Source organism: Streptococcus sp. CP1998 (assembly GCF_041026655.1).
Taxonomy (GTDB): Bacteria; Bacillota; Bacilli; order Lactobacillales; family Streptococcaceae; genus Streptococcus; species Streptococcus dentalis.
In genome coordinates this window covers 1152360-1168478 of sequence record NZ_CP163380.1, presented here as the reverse complement: position 1 = coordinate 1168478, position 16119 = coordinate 1152360, and the positions used below count along the sequence as shown (strand labels likewise).

The window sequence follows — 16119 nt, the reverse complement described above, 5'->3', positions numbered from 1 at the left end:
TTGTATTTACCCTTACTATTATAATGAATTAAATCGAAAAAGTAAATAGAAATCCCTGAAAAATGTGAAAAAAGACGAATTTGATCTAAATCGGATTATCTTTTTAAATTTTATCAGGTCTTCCTTTACTTTTTGAGGATAAAGGTCTAAGATAATACCAAAGAGTTCATGGAGGTGAAGCTATGATTCGTAGCGTTCAAGTCAAAGATGCAGGTCAAATTAGAGATTTATGTCACCAAGCATTGGGGTATGATTCGACCCTTGAAAAAGTGGCAGCTCAGATTGATAAATTTAATTCGCCAGATTCGGATCATTTTTGCTTTGTTTATGAAGAGGACCAAACAGGAAATATTCTTGGTTATGTGGAAGCGGAAGTCTATGAAAGCCTCTATAGTGATGCTGGTTTAAATATTTTGGGCCTTGCGGTTTTTCCATCTGCTCAAGGACGTGGGATCGGTCGCCAATTGATGGAGCGAGTAGAAGATCTTGCCAAAAGTAAGCATTCTGCTTTTATCCGTTTAAATTCTGCCTCTCATAGAAAAGAAGCTCATCTCTTTTACGAACGCATTGGCTATGAGGGTAATAAAACGCAGAAGCGATTTTTGAAAATAATGAATTAAGATAGGCAAAGGCCTATCTTTTTTGTTATAATGAAGAGTACGATTAATTTTACTAGGAAGATGATTATGCCAAATTTTGAAGAATTAAAAAAACGACAAGAGAAGATTCGGAACTTCTCGATCATCGCCCATATTGACCATGGAAAGTCAACCTTGGCCGATCGAATCTTAGAAAAAACCGAAACAGTGTCTAGTCGGGAGATGCAAGCCCAACTCCTAGATAGTATGGACCTGGAACGGGAACGTGGGATTACCATTAAGCTGAATGCCATCGAGTTGAACTACACGGCTAAAGATGGGGAAACCTATATCTTCCACTTGATTGACACACCAGGACACGTGGACTTTACCTATGAGGTTTCGCGGTCGCTTGCTGCCTGTGAAGGTGCCATTCTCGTAGTGGATGCCGCTCAAGGGATTGAAGCCCAGACCCTAGCCAATGTTTACTTAGCGCTGGACAATGATTTGGAAATCCTTCCAGTTATCAATAAAATCGACTTGCCAGCTGCAGATCCAGAACGTGTGCGCACAGAAGTAGAAGATGTCATCGGCTTGGATGCTAGTGAAGCTGTCCTAGCCTCTGCCAAAGCTGGTATCGGGATTGAAGAGATTTTGGAGCAGATTGTTGAGAAAGTCCCTGCTCCTACAGGAGATGTTGCAGCTCCTTTGCAAGCTTTGATTTTTGACTCGGTATACGACCCATATCGTGGAGTCATTCTCCAAGTTCGGGTGGTCAATGGTATGGTGAAGCCAGGCGATACCATCCAGTTGATGAGTAATGGTAAGACCTTTGATGTCACAGAGGTGGGGATCTTCACTCCTAAAGCGGTTGGTCGTGATTTCCTTGCGACCGGAGATGTTGGCTATATCGCAGCCTCTATCAAGACGGTTGCAGATACTCGTGTCGGGGACACTGTGACCTTAGCGACCAATCCAGCAGCTGAGCCTCTTCATGGATACAAGCAGATGAACCCAATGGTCTTTGCAGGTCTTTATCCAATCGAATCCAACAAATACAACGATCTTCGGGAAGCTTTGGAGAAGTTGCAATTGAATGACGCCAGTCTTCAGTTTGAACCAGAGACTTCACAAGCCCTTGGGTTTGGTTTCCGTTGTGGTTTCTTGGGGCTTCTGCACATGGATGTTATCCAAGAACGCTTGGAGCGCGAGTTCAATATTGATTTGATCATGACAGCGCCGTCTGTAATCTATAAGGTCAATTTGACAGACGGAGAAGTGCTAGATGTGTCCAACCCATCTGAGTTCCCAGATCCAACCAAGATTGCTTCAATCGAAGAACCTTATGTCAAAGCGCAAATCATGGTGCCGCAAGAGTTTGTCGGAGCTGTCATGGAATTGGCTCAACGCAAACGTGGGGACTTTGTGACCATGGACTACATCGATGAGAATCGTGTCAATGTCATCTATCAAATCCCACTGGCGGAAATTGTCTTCGATTTCTTTGATAAATTGAAATCTTCGACTCGTGGCTATGCAAGCTTTGACTATGAGTTGTCTGAATACCGACCTTCTAAACTGGTTAAAATGGATATCCTTCTCAACGGGGATACTGTCGATGCTCTCAGCTTTATCGTTCACAAGGACTTTGCTTATGAACGTGGTAAATTAATCGTTGAGAAACTTAAGAAGATTATCCCTCGTCAACAGTTTGAAGTGCCTATCCAAGCTGCCATCGGTCATAAGATTGTGGCCCGTACAGATATCAAGGCCCTTCGGAAGAACGTCTTGGCCAAGTGTTATGGTGGGGACGTCTCACGGAAACGCAAGCTACTTGAAAAACAAAAAGCTGGTAAGAAACGGATGAAGGCTATTGGATCTGTTGAAGTTCCACAGGAAGCCTTCTTGTCTGTATTATCAATGGATGAAGAATAACATTTAAGGTGCCTCAAAAGGGCACTTTTGTTTTATTTTATGTTCAAAAGAAATAGACTGAATGAGAAAGGTTGGATCAGATGTGACACTTATCTTATTTTAAAATACCCACTTTCATAAAAAGGGTTGACATCCACGGCATACCGTGATATAATATAATCTGAAAGGAGGAAGGTAGGAAAATATCAGAGATTGCCGAACTTATGGTAGTAACTGGAACCCTATTAACAGGAATTGCAAGTGTTATCGTGGCAATAAAAAAAGAGCCAAAAGAACGCAAGCCACGCAAAGCAAAGCGGTTCAAGTAAGGCTCTGGTAGGTTGGGGCGAAAGCCCCTTAGACCTACCATGATTATATCATATCGATCAAAGAAATGAAATATTTACCAATTTTTACAATAGTATTTTTTATATTTCTGTTCATTTTAAAAGATAGACGGAAGCAAAGAGAGGGATTAAATGAGAGAACAAATAGAAAAGTTATTAAACAGCGAGATAAGCACAAGCGCAATAGCTAAAGGCGCAGGCGTTCCTTGGTCTACAGTGGCAGATATTAGAAAAGGAAAAACCAGTATTGATAAAATGGCCCTACTTACAGCCGAAAAATTGTTTAACTTTGCTGAAGAGTTAGATAAGAAAAATAATGGTAGACTAGAGGAAAGATAATACATCATTGAGGAGAGAATATGAAAAATAAGTTTCTACTCGCGTCTGTTACGTTTTTGTCTGTTGTTAGTCTTTCTGCTTGTACCAGTCCAAAGAAAGAGTCTAGTAAAACATCGGCAGCATCTAGTTCCACGAATGTGGTGAAAGAGACAACAACATCAAGTAGCAATGTAAAGAAACAAATATCAGATAGTGATAAGGGGAATGTGAAAACGAAACGAATTGGTTCGGCAGATTATGGGTATGTTAATATTCCAAGTGACTGGAAAAAGAATGACAATATCCAAGTTGGGGATAACATTCAGTACACAGATAAAAACGCCTTCAATATTATTGTTTTAAATGCTGCCACTAGAGAAAAAGCACATGTTGCCGAAGGAGTGGAATTTAATGCAGAGCTAATAGCTAAAAGATTTGAGACCAGGTGGAATGATTATAAAATTGTTGAGAAAATGACAAAATCTACGACGACTGTTGGAGGAAATGAATCGCTTAAAATACATATATTTCTCAAGACAGGCCTGCAGGCTGCTGGGTGGGTATTCCAAAAAGATGATAAGGTTTATTTGATTGTTGTTGAAGGATTTGAGAAAACAATAACTCAATTTACTCCTTATGTCGAAAACACTTGGAGTCTAGATGGAACAGGTGCTGTAAAGGATTGATGAAGAGGAAGCTTGGCTTAAACTATCCAGTCTTCGATGTTTGATAAGAATAACAGTATGACGCAGTGGTTGATTGCTCAGAGCACTGCTTTGAGGTGGTGGATAGGACTTGCGAAGCAAGTTTCCCAAGTCTTTGTTCGCTTTTTTAGCTCCAAAGATAGCCTAATCAACTGTGCGGGGGTGGGAAAACGAACTCTCCTTATTAGTCGGAGTTCTGTCCCACTCCCTTTTTTACAGTCTTTGTGGTATAATCTTTCTATTGTTTAGAAGAGGAAATAGAGGATGACACAGGAAATTGATATTGAAAAATACCATCAGTTAGCTCTCCAAAAGCAAAAGGAGCACCGCAAGGTATTGGCGAATCTCAAGAAGAAGCCACCTAAGAATTTAGATAAAATAGCGCAAGAAATCCACGATGAAGTTTTCCAAGAAATCGATTGTACGGCTTGTGCCAATTGCTGCAAAACCTTAGGTCCAGATTTTAAGGAAACCGATATCACGCGCATCGCCAAATATTTCAAGATGAAGCTTCCTGCTTTTGAGGCAGAATTTCTTCAAGTTGACGAAGATGGGGACAAGGTTTTTAAATCCATGCCTTGCCCCTTTCTTGGTGGAGACAATCTCTGTTCCATCTACGATGTTCGTCCGAAAGCCTGTCGGGAATTTCCTCATACAGATCGCAAGAAGATCTACCAGATCAACCATCTGACCATCAAGAATACCCTCACTTGCCCAGCGGCTTATTTATTTGTAGAAAAATTGAAGGATCGTTTGTAATGGCATATACATTTTTACTTTTTGATTTGGACCATACCTTGTTGGACTTTGAATCTGCTGAAGAGACAGCCTTGACGCAGATGTTAGAAGACATGAATTTTCCAGATGTACAGGCCTTTAAGGATTACTACAAACCCATGAACCAAGGGCTCTGGAAGGATTTGGAGCAAAAGAAATTAACCAAGCAAGAGCTCGTGGATAGTCGGTTTGCGATTGGGTTTGCCCACTTTGGGATTACGGTTGATGGGGCTGAGATAGCTCTTCGCTACCAAGATTACATTAGTCTTCAGGGGCAGTCTTTCCCCGGTGCGGAGGACTTACTGGCTCGACTTGAAAAAGCAGGTTACCAGCTCTATGGTGCAACGAACGGAGTGACTGCCATTCAAGAAGGACGCTTAGTTCATTCTACAATCGCACCTTATTTCAAAGAGGTCTTTATCTCTGAGCAGCTTCATACTCAGAAACCAGAACCTGCATTTTTTGACAAGGTCGGCCAACTGATTCCAGGTTTCAGCAAGGAAGAGACCCTCATGATCGGTGATTCCTTGACGGCGGATATCGCAGGAGGCCATGCTGCGGGGATCGATACCGTCTGGTATAACCCAAATCATAAGGAAAATACCAGCCAGGTAGTGCCGTCTTATACCGTTAGCAACTATCAAGAAATCGCCGATTTACTGATAAAATAAAAAATTTTAAATACTGTCAAGTTTTTTTCTTGACAACTCTATAAAATGTGTTACAATAGATCATGTGCTAAATAGCTTGTCTATTTCACCGAAAATTAAAATATAGAAAAGAGACTTATAAAAATGGCAGTTAAAATTCGTTTGACTCGTATGGGTTCTAAGAAAAAACCTTACTACCGTATTAACGTAGCAGATTCACGTTCACCACGTGATGGACGTTTCATCGAAACAGTTGGAACTTACAATCCACTTGTTGAAGAAAACCAAGTAACTTTGAAAGAAGACCGCGTTCTTGCATGGTTGGCTGATGGAGCTCAACCTTCAGATACAGTTCGCAACATCCTTTCAAAAGCTGGTGTGATGAAGAAATTCCACGATTCTAAATTCTCAAAATAATTTTTTAAGTAGGTTGATGTATGGATACGATTGAAAATCTCATTATTGCAATTGTGAAACCCTTGATTTCACAACCGGATGCCTTAACCATCAAGATCGAAGATACTCCTGAATTCTTGGAGTACCATCTTGACCTTGATCCTAGCGATGTTGGTCGTGTAATCGGTCGAAAAGGTCGCACCATTTCTGCGATAAGAACGATTGTCTACTCTGTCCCAACTGAAGATAAAAAAGTAAGAATCGTTATTGACGAAAAATAAAAAGACGGGACTTGGTCCCGTTTTTTTATTGGAGCACTCAGGGAGCACCGTTGAGAATTGTTGCTGAACGTGATAAAATAGAGTGAATAAACTACACTGGAGAAATCATGAATTACTTTAATGTTGGGAAAATTGTCAATACCCAAGGCTTACAAGGAGAAATGCGGGTCTTGTCTGTGACAGACTTTGCGGAAGAGCGTTTTAAAAAAGGAGCTGAGTTGGCTCTCTTTGATGAGAAGGATCGTTTTGTCCAAACGGTGACCATTGCCAGTCATCGCAAACACAAGAACTTTGACATCATCAAGTTTAAGGATATGTACCATATCAATGCCATCGAAAAATTCAAAGGCTTTAGCCTCAAGGTTGCGGAAGAAGACTTGACAGATTTGGAGGATGGCGAATTCTATTACCATGAGATCATCGGCCTTGATGTTTATGAAAATGACCAACTAATCGGTCAGATCAAGGAAATCCTGCAACCAGGTGCCAATGACGTCTGGGTCGTGAAACGTAAAGGAAAACGAGATCTTCTCTTGCCTTATATCCCACCAGTAGTCTTGAATATTGATATCCCAGGAAACCGGGTGGATGTAGACATCTTAGAAGGGTTAGACGATGAAGATTGATATTTTAACCCTCTTTCCAGAGATGTTTTCTCCTCTTGAGCATTCTATCGTCGGAAAGGCGCGTGAAAAGGGACTTCTCGAGATCAACTACCATAATTTCCGTGAAAACGCGGAGAAGGCGCGCCATGTGGATGATGAACCCTATGGTGGCGGGCAAGGAATGCTTCTACGCGCTCAACCGATTTTTGATGCCTTTGATGCGATTGAGAAAAAGAATCCTCGCGTGATCCTGCTAGATCCTGCTGGTCGGACCTTTGACCAAGCCTACGCAGAAGAGTTGGCTCAGGAAGAGGAATTGATCTTTATCTGTGGCCACTATGAGGGCTACGACGAGCGGATCAAGACCTTGGTGACGGATGAGATTTCTCTTGGAGATTATGTACTAACAGGTGGCGAGCTAGCGGCCATGACCATGATTGATGCGACGGTACGCTTGATTCCAGAAGTGATCGGGAAAGAGTCCAGTCATCAAGACGACAGTTTCTCATCAGGTCTTCTAGAATATCCTCAATACACACGGCCTTATGAATACAGAGGAATGACAGTTCCAGATATCCTCATGAGTGGCCACCATGAAAATATTCGTCAGTGGCGCCTCTATCAGAGTTTGAAAAAGACCTTAGAACGTCGTCCGGACTTGCTAGAAAACTATGAGTTGACAGCAGAAGAAGAGAAGATGTTGGAACAAATTAAACAATAAGACTAACAGCGTCAGCTGTTTTTCTTTTGCCTCAAAAATTTATGAAAAAAACTTTTTAAACCTACTAGTTATTGGTAACAAAATGTGGTATGCTAAGGGGTAGAGAAACTTCAAGAAAATGATTCAGTTTTGGGGGTGAGTTTAATGGGAAAGAAATTAGGAAAATCGGTTTTCACGACTGGGATTGCCGCAACAACGGTCCTATCTGGTATGTTTAATCACAAGGCTAGTGCGGAAGAGGTGAAGCAAAATGAAAATGCAGAAACCAATAGTACGGAAGTAGTCGAAAAACCAATTACGGTTGATGAGTTGAAGCAAATTACAGCTCAAAAAGGCCAAGTGGTGAAAGATGTCCACTACCAAGAGCAAAAAGTGATCGATGCTCAAACGGAAGTCAAGGCTGCTGGACAAGAACTGGAAGAAAAGAAAGCAGAAGTGACGGATGCGGAAAACCTCATTGCAACGACTTCAGATGCCCAAGTTCAAAATGCAGAAAATGACGTCAAGGTGGCTCAAGCCTATGTGACTATCGAAGAAAATAAGGTTCGAGAAGCAGAAGCTGCACATGACCAAGTTATAGAGGCTGTTCGTCAACAGGAAAATCAAGTCACAGCTCAAGAATCTTTGGTCGATGTAGCACAAAATGAATTGAACCAAGCCAAAGCACCGATTTCAAATGATGAGAATGTGCTCAACCAAGCTTTGTTGGAGCAAAGTCAAGTCGAGCAAAGTATCCGAGAATCTCAGAATTACCTCGCGACCTTGCAAGCGAGTCAGCAAACTGGCTCAGATACAGTGGCTCAAATTGAGAGCGATATTCAACTGGCTCAAACGCGTCTGACAGATTTGAAAGCGGTCATCGCAACCAAGGAAGCAGAATTGGCAGCCTTAGAACAAGCTGCGGCCAATAGCCCAGTTCAGTTGAGTCAAGCGACTTATGAAGGTTATTTGCAACACTTAGCTGACAATGGCAATGAAGCTGCAGCGAGTGCTTTAGCCCTCTACAAGCGTGGTCGGGAAGAAGACGGCTTAACAGTTGGAGAGTCTGGATCCTTGCAAGCTAACCTCCGAGCTCTTGAAATTGCGGATGCCATCAATAGCTATCGTCGCAATGCCGGCTTGCCTGAATTGGAACTGGATCCCTATTCCCTTCCAGCCAGTCAAGTACAGTTGGAATACTTCAAAAAAGCCAATTGGCATATGTTTAAGTATTTGCCAAATGAAAACATCGCTTATGGCTTCTCACCTGCTGGTGCGGTTGACTTTTGGTACAATGAAAAAGCGGCTTATCAGGAAGTAGCGGCTCAATATGGTCTACCAACAGACGAAACACAAATCGATGCCAATGACATTTATATGAAAATTGGGGCTGAGGCCTTTGCTAAGGTTGGTCACTACCTCCAAATGGTAGACAACAAAGCGACAGCTTTATCAGTCGCTTATGACCCAAGCAATGCCATGTCAGAAGCAGCTTTCTTACACAGCCCGGTCAATTCAGCAGTGTCAACCAGTGCACTCGCTTACCAATTGCGTCAGGGAGCTGGGGCAACGACGACAAGATCAGATGTGAAAGCAAAATCTGATGAAGTAGCTAATCTCAAGTTAGACAAGGCCAATCAAGAGTCTCAAATCATTATCTTGCAAGGCAAACTAGAAGATGCCCACCATGCAAATTCGAAGATGGAAGCGGAGATGGCCAATGTCCAAAAGACCATCCAAAATTACAAGATTCTTCTTGTTAGCAAGGACCATGCGGTTGAAAAGGCGAAGGCGACTCTTGATGTATCTCGAGGTCGGATTGAAGCGACCATCCAACCAAAAGAAGCGACCCTTCAAAAAGCGAAAGATTTGTTAGCAGCTGCGCGTGAGAAATTAGATCTATTAAAAGCAGAAGAAGCAGAAAAAGCCCAAGTCGTTCAAGAAGCGCATGAGGGCTTGAAGGCGGCGCAAGAGCGCCTGGTTGCTGCTGAAAAACGTCTTTCTGACTTTAAAAACGCTCCAGAATTATTGGTCAAAGCCCAATCAGTTTTATCTGCTGCGGTGGCTAATTTGGAAAATAAAAAAGAAAAATTGGAAGCAGAATTCACAACCCTGCAATCTTATCAAAGTGTTGTGGAACTGTTGAATTCCCAATATGAAGATCTAGCGTCGCGGATGGATCCAGCTATTTTAGAAGCAGCAGATATGCCGATGGATATCCGCTCAAGCAATCAAACAACTTTCTCGGATAGACCAACTGTTCTTCCAACAACTACCAATAGTCCACAAGTGCAAGCACCAACAGCTAGTCCAGCTCCAAAACAAGAAGCTAAAGTAGAAGAAATCAAACCGAAAAAAGAAAACAGCCAAGCTGTGGCTGGATCTGATTCCTCCAAATATGCAGTAGCAACAACAGGTGTTGCCGTCGGGCTACTTGCTGGATTGTTTGGTTTCAAGAAAAAGAAACAATCATCAAAAAATGATTAAGACATACCGAAGATAGAGTGGATGCTTAGACATTTTATTGCTTAAACTCTTCAAAGAAGATATATGAGGGTGGGAAAAGAACTCGCTTAACAAAATGAGTTCTTTCCTGCTCTTTTTTTGTACAATTTTAGAATTTTTGAAAGAAAATGATAGAAAATGATAAAAAGTGTTGACATTTTTTGGAGATGGAGTATAATAGTCCTTGTAATCGATTGCAAAAGGAGGAGAAATGCTTAAGTCTGAACGAAAACAATTCATCCTCGAGAAGGTATTGAAGGAAAAGTTTGTTTCCTTAGAAACCCTTGTACAAGAGCTGGGGACGTCTGAATCAACGGTTCGACGTGACTTGGATGAATTAGAAGCTGAAAGTAAACTTCGCCGGGTTCACGGCGGTGCGGAAAGCCTGCATTTTCTTCAAGAGGAAGAAAGCAATAAAGAAAAATCTATCAAAAACATTCAAGTTAAGTCAAAAATCGCGGTAAAAGCGGCGGAATTGATCAAAGATCATGACGTGATCTTTATCGATGCCGGGACGACCAATGAACTTTTGGTACAAGAAATTGTCAATCCAACGGTAACCGTGGTGACCAACTCGATTCACCATGCGACCAAGTTGGTCGAGCGAAATGTTCCAACAGTCATCATCGGTGGGAAGGTAAAATCTTCTACAGATGCTAGTATCGGAGGAATCGCGCTCAATCAGATCGGTCAGTTGAATTTTGACAAGGCCTTTCTTGGAATGAATGGAATCGATGATGAATTTTACAGCACTCCAGACCTGGAAGAAGGATCTGTTAAGCGTGCGATTATCGAAAATGCGAAAAAGACCTATATCCTAGCGGATGATTCGAAAATTGGGGTGACATCCTTTGTCAAAGTGGCTCCTATCAAGCGAGCCATGATTATCACCAATCAATGTGAACCGCAACGATTAAAGGTTTTAAAAGAAAAAACGGAGGTTATAGAGGTTTGATTTATACAGTTACACTGAATCCAGCAATTGACTATATTGTCCGTCTCGATCATGTAGAGACCGGAGCGGTCAATCGGATGGCTTCAGAAGATAAATTCGCCGGTGGTAAGGGAATCAATGTCAGTCGTGTTTTGAAGCGTCTCGATATCGAGAACACAGCGACTGGATTTATCGGTGGTTTCACAGGACGCTTCATTGAAGACGTACTGATTAGCGAAGCCATTTCAACCAACTTTGTGACAGTGGACCAAGATACACGGATCAATGTCAAGATCAAAGCTGATGAGGAAACAGAGATCAATGGGAATGGCCCAGAAGTAACAGATACTCAGTTGCAAGAATTGCTCAATATCTTATCGAGCTTAACAGCAGATGATGTAGTAGTCTTTGCAGGGTCTGCCCCATCTTCACTTGGGAATGCCGTATACAAACAATTGATCGCAGCTACTCGTGCGACAGGTGCACAAGTGGTTTGTGATTTTGAAGGGCAAACCTTGATTGGTTCCTTGGAGTTCAATCCCCAATTGGTCAAACCAAACAACCATGAGTTGGGAGATATTTTTGGCGTTACCTTGACGGAATTGCCAGAAATTGAACGCTATGCCAAAGAAATTTTGGCCAAAGGAGCACAAAACGTCATTATTTCTATGGCGGGTGATGGTGCTCTCCTAGTCAGTCCAAGCGGGACTTACTTCGCAAAACCAATCAAGGGTCAAGTGAAGAACTCTGTCGGGGCTGGAGATTCCATGGTAGCTGGCTTCACTGGGAAGCTCGCAACAACAGGAGATGTCATCGAAGCCTTCAAATGGGGCGTGGCTTGTGGAACAGCGACCACCTTCTCAGATGATTTAGCGACAGCTGACTATATAAAAGAAACTTATGAAAAAGTAGAGGTAGAAAAATTATGAAAATTCAAGACGTTTTAAATAAAAACGTGATGTTGTTTGATCTTCAAGCAACAGATAAAGAGGGCGTGATCAATGAGATGGTTCAATCGCTCGTTGACAATGGTGTGGTGACAGATTTTGATACCTTCAAGGCTGGAATCATGAACCGTGAAGCACAAACTTCAACTGGTTTGGGTGACGGAATTGCCATGCCCCACAGCAAAAATGAAGCAGTCAAAGAAGCAACAGTCTTGTTTGCAAAATCAAACAAGGGTGTGGACTATGCATCACTTGATGGCCAACCAACAGACTTGTTCTTCATGATCGCGACTCCAGAAGGAGCAAACGACACTCACTTGGCGACCCTTGCTGAATTGTCTAAGTACTTGATGAAACCAGGATTTGCGGACAAACTTCGCCAAGCCAGCACTCCTGATCAAGTGATCGCAGCCTTTGATGCAGAAGAGCAAGAAGCTGCAGCTGAAGAAGCGAAAAAAGCAGAAGCGGTCAAAGAAGCAGCTTCATCTGACAAACCTCTCATCGTTGCTGTTACAGCATGTACAACAGGGATCGCCCACACTTACATGGCAGAAGAAGCCCTCATCAAAAAAGGGGAAGAAATGGGTGTTACAGTCCGCGTTGAAACCAACGGTGCATCTGGTGTCGGCAACCGTTTGACAGCTGAAGAAATCGCCAAAGCTGAAGGGGTCATCATTGCAGCTGATAAAGCAGTTGAAACCGCTCGTTTCGATGGCAAAAAATTGATCTCTAAACCAGTCGCAGCTGGTATCCGTCAGACAGAGGAATTGATCCAAACCATCTTGGATGGAAAAGCAGATGTCTTCCACGCTGAAAATGCTGCACAAGCTAGCGCTAGCCAAGAAAAATTGAGCTTAGGTGGAGCCTTCTACAAACACTTGATGAGTGGGGTTTCTCAAATGCTTCCATTCGTTATCGGTGGTGGTATCTTGATCGCCCTTGCCTTCTTGATTGACCAAGTTCTTGGTGTGCCTCAAGATCAATTGTCTAGTCTTGGTTCTTATCATGTATTAGCAGCACAATTTAAAACAATTGGTGGAGTAGCCTTTGGCTTCATGCTTCCTGTACTTGCAGGTTACATTGGATTCTCAATCGCTGAAAAACCTGGTTTTGTAGCAGGGTTTATCGCTGGATCTATTGCTAGCTCAGGGTCAGCATTTGGAAATATCGCCTACGGCGCTGCTAAAGGTGAATTACCAGCAGCCGTATCATCTGGTTTCCTTGGAGCCTTAGTTGGTGGTTTCCTAGCAGGTGGAGTGATTCTAGTTCTTCGTAAAGCTCTTGCAGGTCTTCCACGTTCTCTTGATGGTATCCGTTCAATCCTTCTCTTGCCATTGCTTGGTGTTGGTTTGACAGGATTCTTGATGTTCCTCATCAATATTCCAATGGCTGCTATCAATACTGGTCTTAACAACTTCCTTTCAAGCTTGTCAGGTAGCTCAGCTGTCCTTCTTGGACTTCTCGTCGGCGGTATGATGGCCGTCGATATGGGTGGACCAGTTAACAAAGCCGCTTATGTCTTCGCTACAGGTACACTTGCTGAATCTGTTGCTTCAGGTGGTTCTATTGTTATGGCAGCTGTTATGGCAGCTGGTATGGTTCCTCCATTGGCAGTATTCGTAGCAACTGTATTGTTTAAAGATAAATTCACACAAGAAGAACGCGATTCAGGTTTGACAAACATCGTTATGGGTCTTTCCTTCATCACAGAAGGTGCCATTCCATTCGGTGCAGCTGACCCAGCCCGTGCCATCCCTAGCTTCATTGCAGGTTCAGCATTGACAGGTGCTCTTGTTGGTCTTGCAGGCTTGAAACTCATGGCTCCTCACGGAGGAATCTTCGTTATCGCCCTTACTTCAAACCCACTTCTTTACATCTTGTTCGTATTGATCGGTGCAGTCGTAAGTGGTATCTTGTTCGGATTGCTTCGCAAACCTAAAAACTAAACATGACTAAAAGGTTGGGACTGCCCAACCTTTTTTTGCGCAAAAACACCAACTAGTGATGAAGTTGCTTATCTCTATAGATTTCGATACAATTATTATAACTTTTCCTTATCAAGGAGGATGAAGCATGAAAAAAGGTAAACTGGCAATTCTTTTAGCCACCACTGCAGTAATTGCAGGGGGCGTGATCATCACTAGTCAACAACAAAATATATTTTCCAATGCTCCTCAACAGAGAAAGCAACTCAGCGCGAAAGAGAAGCAATTGGCTTACTTAAAGGAACATGATAATGAAATAAAAGAGTTTGTAAAATCTCAAAATCCTAAAGTTAAATCAGTTCAGATTGCTTGGGATGAAACTCAATGGGAAGAAATAGGAAATGGTACACCGAAGGGGGGAGGTGACGTAATCCGAGTATTTGGTGGTTTTAATCAAATAAAAAATTCAAGTTGGAGCGTTTTGATTTACATTAAAGATATAAAAAATAATGAAGAAGATTTTATTGAAGGAATAGGAAGTGGTGGTCCGCTTCGTGTAGGAGGAGAATATTTTGACGAATAATAATTTAAAAACCTACAAAACACCAACTAGTGAATCGATTGCTGATCTATATTGATTTGGTTATGATTTGATGAACTTTTCTTTATCAAGGAGGCTAGATAATGAGAAAAAGAAAACTAGTCATTTTGGCGTTCCTCACTTTTGTACTAGTGGGAGCAACAATTTTGTCTCTTCAAAAACAAAATATCTTTTCAAATGCTCCTCAACAGAGTAAGCAACTAAGTACTAAAGAGAAGCAACTGGTTTATTTAAAGGAACATGATAATGAAATAAAAGAGTTTGTAAAATCTCAAAACCCAAAGATCGAATCTGTTCAGATTGATTGGGACCAGACTCGTTGGGAAGACATAGGGAATGGTACACCCCAAGGGGCAGGAAAAGTTGTGAGTATTTTTGGTGGATTTAATCATTTAAAGACGTCAGATTGGAATGTTATAATTGAGATAAAAATGGAAAAATTGATATGGAAAGCATGGGGATCAGCAATGGTATAAGATTAGAGGGCTAACTTTTTGACTAAGAGCAAGTTATAAAACTTCAATTATTTCTATGCAAATTTACTACAAGTTCCATATCAAACAAAGCATGTTTTTGCTGGATCATCAGGTCGGTCACCCAACCTTTTCTTATTGTACTAGCGAAAAAATCACCTCATTCGGCGTTGGTATCTTGAGCTGAATTATGATATAATAAGCCTATCGCATATTTTTAGGAGAATAAAAATGGATATTCAACGTGAAAAAGAATTTGTCAGCCAATACCACTATGACGCTCGTAATTTTGAGTGGGAAAAAGAAAATGGCATCCCTGAAACAAAAGTAGATGTAAACTTTCAATTGATCAATCGTGATCAAGAACAAAACACGACTTCTTTGATTGTCATCTTGAGCTACATGATCGTTTTTGACGGTTTTGTGATCAGCGGAACCATCACTCAAATCAACCACTTGTTTGGTCGTTATGTCAATGAACCAAGCGAATTCAGCAAAGACGAAGTGGAAGAATTGGCTCGCCCTTGCTTGAATATGCTCAACCGTTTGACTTATGAAGTCACAGAAATTGCCCTCGATTTACCGGGTATTAATTTGGAGTTTTAATCAATGAAATTAGCAGTGATCACGGATTCGTCTGCCTATTTACCGCAAGACGTGCTCCATCACGACGACTTATTTATTTTAGAGATCCCGATCTATATCGATGGGGAGTCTTATGTTGAAGGGAAGAACCTGACACACGATGAGTTCTACCAAAAGATGGCTGCGTCTAAGGAATTGCCAAAGACTAGCCAGCCGAGTGTGGCAGAGTTAGAAGAAGTCTTATCTGGTTTGACAGCTAAGGGCTATACGCATGCTATCGGTCTTTTCTTGTCATCAGGTATTTCTGGTTTCTACCAAAATATCCAATATTTGAAGGACGAATTTGAAGGCTTGACCGTCGAATTTCCGGATTCAAAAATCACCAGTGCTCCTCTAGGAATGATGACAGAAGACTGCTTGAAATGGGCTGGTGAAGGCCGTTCCTTTGATGAAATTGTTGCCAATGTCCAACACCAGATTGATGGAACCTCTGCCTATATCATGGTGGATGATTTGAACCACTTGGTTAAAGGTGGCCGTCTGTCTAATGGGGCTGCTATTCTTGGGAACCTCTTGAGCATCAAGCCTATTCTTCATTTTAATGATGAAGGCGTGATTGAGGTCTTTGAGAAAGTCCGGACGGAAAAGAAAGCCATGAAACGCTTGGTAGAGATTGTTGTATCAGATATCGCAGATGGTCATTACCAAGTCTTTGTCATCCATGCCAATGTCCCTGAAAAAGCAGAAGCACTTCGCCAACTGCTCATCGAAGAAGGAGTAGAAGGAGATATTCCTTTTGCTACCTTTGGAGGGGTTATCGGGACGCACTTAGGTGACCATAGCTTAGCAGTTGGGTATATCCCTATCGTTTAAGGAGAA

General features: G+C 42.0%; 18 protein-coding genes. All 18 read left to right on the top strand.

Annotated features, from left to right (window positions below; genetic code table 11):
* Window positions 1-182 precede the first annotated feature (182 nt).
* The gene (locus AB4X21_RS06000) at window positions 183-620 is read left to right on the top strand and encodes a GNAT family N-acetyltransferase (protein ID WP_003011154.1); all 438 of its coding nucleotides are present in this window, start codon (window positions 183-185) and stop codon (window positions 618-620) included.
* 66 nt (window positions 621-686) lie between these two features.
* Window positions 687-2513, top strand: a complete 1827-nt coding sequence (lepA, locus tag AB4X21_RS05995; protein WP_369087644.1) for a translation elongation factor 4 — start codon at window positions 687-689, stop codon at window positions 2511-2513.
* A gap of 458 nt (window positions 2514-2971) precedes the next feature.
* Entirely contained in the window at window positions 2972-3178 is a 207-nt protein-coding gene (locus AB4X21_RS05990) for a DNA-binding protein (protein WP_320910680.1), read from the top strand.
* Window positions 3179-3198: 20 nt separating this feature from the next.
* Complete coding sequence (locus tag AB4X21_RS05985) at window positions 3199-3843, top strand: hypothetical protein (RefSeq protein ID WP_320910681.1); 645 nt, start codon at window positions 3199-3201, stop codon at window positions 3841-3843.
* Between the two features lie 282 nt (window positions 3844-4125).
* Entirely contained in the window at window positions 4126-4620 is a 495-nt protein-coding gene (locus AB4X21_RS05980; protein ID WP_003011011.1) for a YkgJ family cysteine cluster protein, read from the top strand.
* Window positions 4620-5309, top strand: a complete 690-nt coding sequence (locus AB4X21_RS05975) for a YjjG family noncanonical pyrimidine nucleotidase (protein WP_369087643.1) — start codon at window positions 4620-4622, stop codon at window positions 5307-5309. The genes AB4X21_RS05980 and AB4X21_RS05975 overlap by 1 nt, the downstream gene beginning before the upstream one ends.
* A 123-nt stretch (window positions 5310-5432) precedes the next feature.
* The gene (gene rpsP / locus AB4X21_RS05970) at window positions 5433-5705 is read left to right on the top strand and encodes a 30S ribosomal protein S16 (RefSeq protein WP_003007475.1); all 273 of its coding nucleotides are present in this window, start codon (window positions 5433-5435) and stop codon (window positions 5703-5705) included.
* A gap of 20 nt (window positions 5706-5725) precedes the next feature.
* Window positions 5726-5965 carry an RNA-binding protein KphA gene (kphA, locus tag AB4X21_RS05965; RefSeq protein WP_003001620.1) on the top strand — a complete coding sequence of 80 codons (240 nt, stop codon included), beginning with the start codon at window positions 5726-5728 and terminating at the stop codon, window positions 5963-5965.
* Between the two features lie 107 nt (window positions 5966-6072).
* On the top strand, window positions 6073-6591 hold the full coding sequence (rimM, locus tag AB4X21_RS05960; RefSeq protein ID WP_014713408.1) for a ribosome maturation factor RimM: 519 nt from the start codon (window positions 6073-6075) through the stop codon (window positions 6589-6591).
* Entirely contained in the window at window positions 6581-7291 is a 711-nt protein-coding gene (trmD, locus tag AB4X21_RS05955; RefSeq protein ID WP_369087642.1) for a tRNA (guanosine(37)-N1)-methyltransferase TrmD, read from the top strand. The genes rimM and trmD overlap by 11 nt, the downstream gene beginning before the upstream one ends.
* A 144-nt stretch (window positions 7292-7435) precedes the next feature.
* Window positions 7436-9757, top strand: coding sequence for a CAP domain-containing protein (locus AB4X21_RS05950; RefSeq protein WP_369087641.1), 2322 nt, complete (start codon window positions 7436-7438; stop codon window positions 9755-9757).
* Window positions 9758-9986: 229 nt separating this feature from the next.
* Window positions 9987-10730: a DeoR/GlpR family DNA-binding transcription regulator gene (locus AB4X21_RS05945; RefSeq protein WP_003001800.1), complete on the top strand. Its 744-nt coding sequence runs from the start codon at window positions 9987-9989 to the stop codon at window positions 10728-10730.
* Complete coding sequence (pfkB, locus tag AB4X21_RS05940; RefSeq protein ID WP_320910684.1) at window positions 10727-11638, top strand: 1-phosphofructokinase; 912 nt, start codon at window positions 10727-10729, stop codon at window positions 11636-11638. The genes AB4X21_RS05945 and pfkB overlap by 4 nt, the downstream gene beginning before the upstream one ends.
* Entirely contained in the window at window positions 11635-13602 is a 1968-nt protein-coding gene (locus AB4X21_RS05935; protein ID WP_369087640.1) for a fructose-specific PTS transporter subunit EIIC, read from the top strand. The genes pfkB and AB4X21_RS05935 overlap by 4 nt, the downstream gene beginning before the upstream one ends.
* A 127-nt stretch (window positions 13603-13729) precedes the next feature.
* A complete protein-coding gene (locus AB4X21_RS05930) occupies window positions 13730-14164 on the top strand; it encodes a hypothetical protein (RefSeq protein ID WP_369087639.1) in 435 nt (144 codons plus the stop codon).
* A 101-nt stretch (window positions 14165-14265) separates the two neighbouring features.
* On the top strand, window positions 14266-14658 hold the full coding sequence (locus AB4X21_RS05925; RefSeq protein ID WP_003001759.1) for a hypothetical protein: 393 nt from the start codon (window positions 14266-14268) through the stop codon (window positions 14656-14658).
* Window positions 14659-14886: 228 nt separating this feature from the next.
* Complete coding sequence (locus AB4X21_RS05920; RefSeq protein WP_003001888.1) at window positions 14887-15261, top strand: DUF1149 family protein; 375 nt, start codon at window positions 14887-14889, stop codon at window positions 15259-15261.
* Window positions 15262-15264: 3 nt separating this feature from the next.
* Window positions 15265-16113, top strand: coding sequence for a DegV family protein (locus AB4X21_RS05915; RefSeq protein WP_155214231.1), 849 nt, complete (start codon window positions 15265-15267; stop codon window positions 16111-16113).
* Window positions 16114-16119 lie beyond the last annotated feature (6 nt).

Coding starts and splice junctions, on each gene's coding strand:
- AB4X21_RS05980 (WP_003011011.1), top strand. CDS start 4,126: ATGACACAGGAAATTGATATTGAAAAATACCATCAGTTAGCTCTCCAA.
- AB4X21_RS05915 (WP_155214231.1), top strand. CDS start 15,265: ATGAAATTAGCAGTGATCACGGATTCGTCTGCCTATTTACCGCAAGAC.
- AB4X21_RS05930 (WP_369087639.1), top strand. CDS start 13,730: ATGAAAAAAGGTAAACTGGCAATTCTTTTAGCCACCACTGCAGTAATT.
- rimM (WP_014713408.1), top strand. CDS start 6,073: ATGAATTACTTTAATGTTGGGAAAATTGTCAATACCCAAGGCTTACAA.
- trmD (WP_369087642.1), top strand. CDS start 6,581: ATGAAGATTGATATTTTAACCCTCTTTCCAGAGATGTTTTCTCCTCTT.
- AB4X21_RS05945 (WP_003001800.1), top strand. CDS start 9,987: ATGCTTAAGTCTGAACGAAAACAATTCATCCTCGAGAAGGTATTGAAG.
- kphA (WP_003001620.1), top strand. CDS start 5,726: ATGGATACGATTGAAAATCTCATTATTGCAATTGTGAAACCCTTGATT.
- AB4X21_RS05925 (WP_003001759.1), top strand. CDS start 14,266: ATGAGAAAAAGAAAACTAGTCATTTTGGCGTTCCTCACTTTTGTACTA.
- AB4X21_RS05935 (WP_369087640.1), top strand. CDS start 11,635: ATGAAAATTCAAGACGTTTTAAATAAAAACGTGATGTTGTTTGATCTT.
- rpsP (WP_003007475.1), top strand. CDS start 5,433: ATGGCAGTTAAAATTCGTTTGACTCGTATGGGTTCTAAGAAAAAACCT.
- AB4X21_RS05975 (WP_369087643.1), top strand. CDS start 4,620: ATGGCATATACATTTTTACTTTTTGATTTGGACCATACCTTGTTGGAC.
- AB4X21_RS05920 (WP_003001888.1), top strand. CDS start 14,887: ATGGATATTCAACGTGAAAAAGAATTTGTCAGCCAATACCACTATGAC.
- AB4X21_RS06000 (WP_003011154.1), top strand. CDS start 183: ATGATTCGTAGCGTTCAAGTCAAAGATGCAGGTCAAATTAGAGATTTA.
- lepA (WP_369087644.1), top strand. CDS start 687: ATGCCAAATTTTGAAGAATTAAAAAAACGACAAGAGAAGATTCGGAAC.
- AB4X21_RS05990 (WP_320910680.1), top strand. CDS start 2,972: ATGAGAGAACAAATAGAAAAGTTATTAAACAGCGAGATAAGCACAAGC.
- AB4X21_RS05950 (WP_369087641.1), top strand. CDS start 7,436: ATGGGAAAGAAATTAGGAAAATCGGTTTTCACGACTGGGATTGCCGCA.
- AB4X21_RS05985 (WP_320910681.1), top strand. CDS start 3,199: ATGAAAAATAAGTTTCTACTCGCGTCTGTTACGTTTTTGTCTGTTGTT.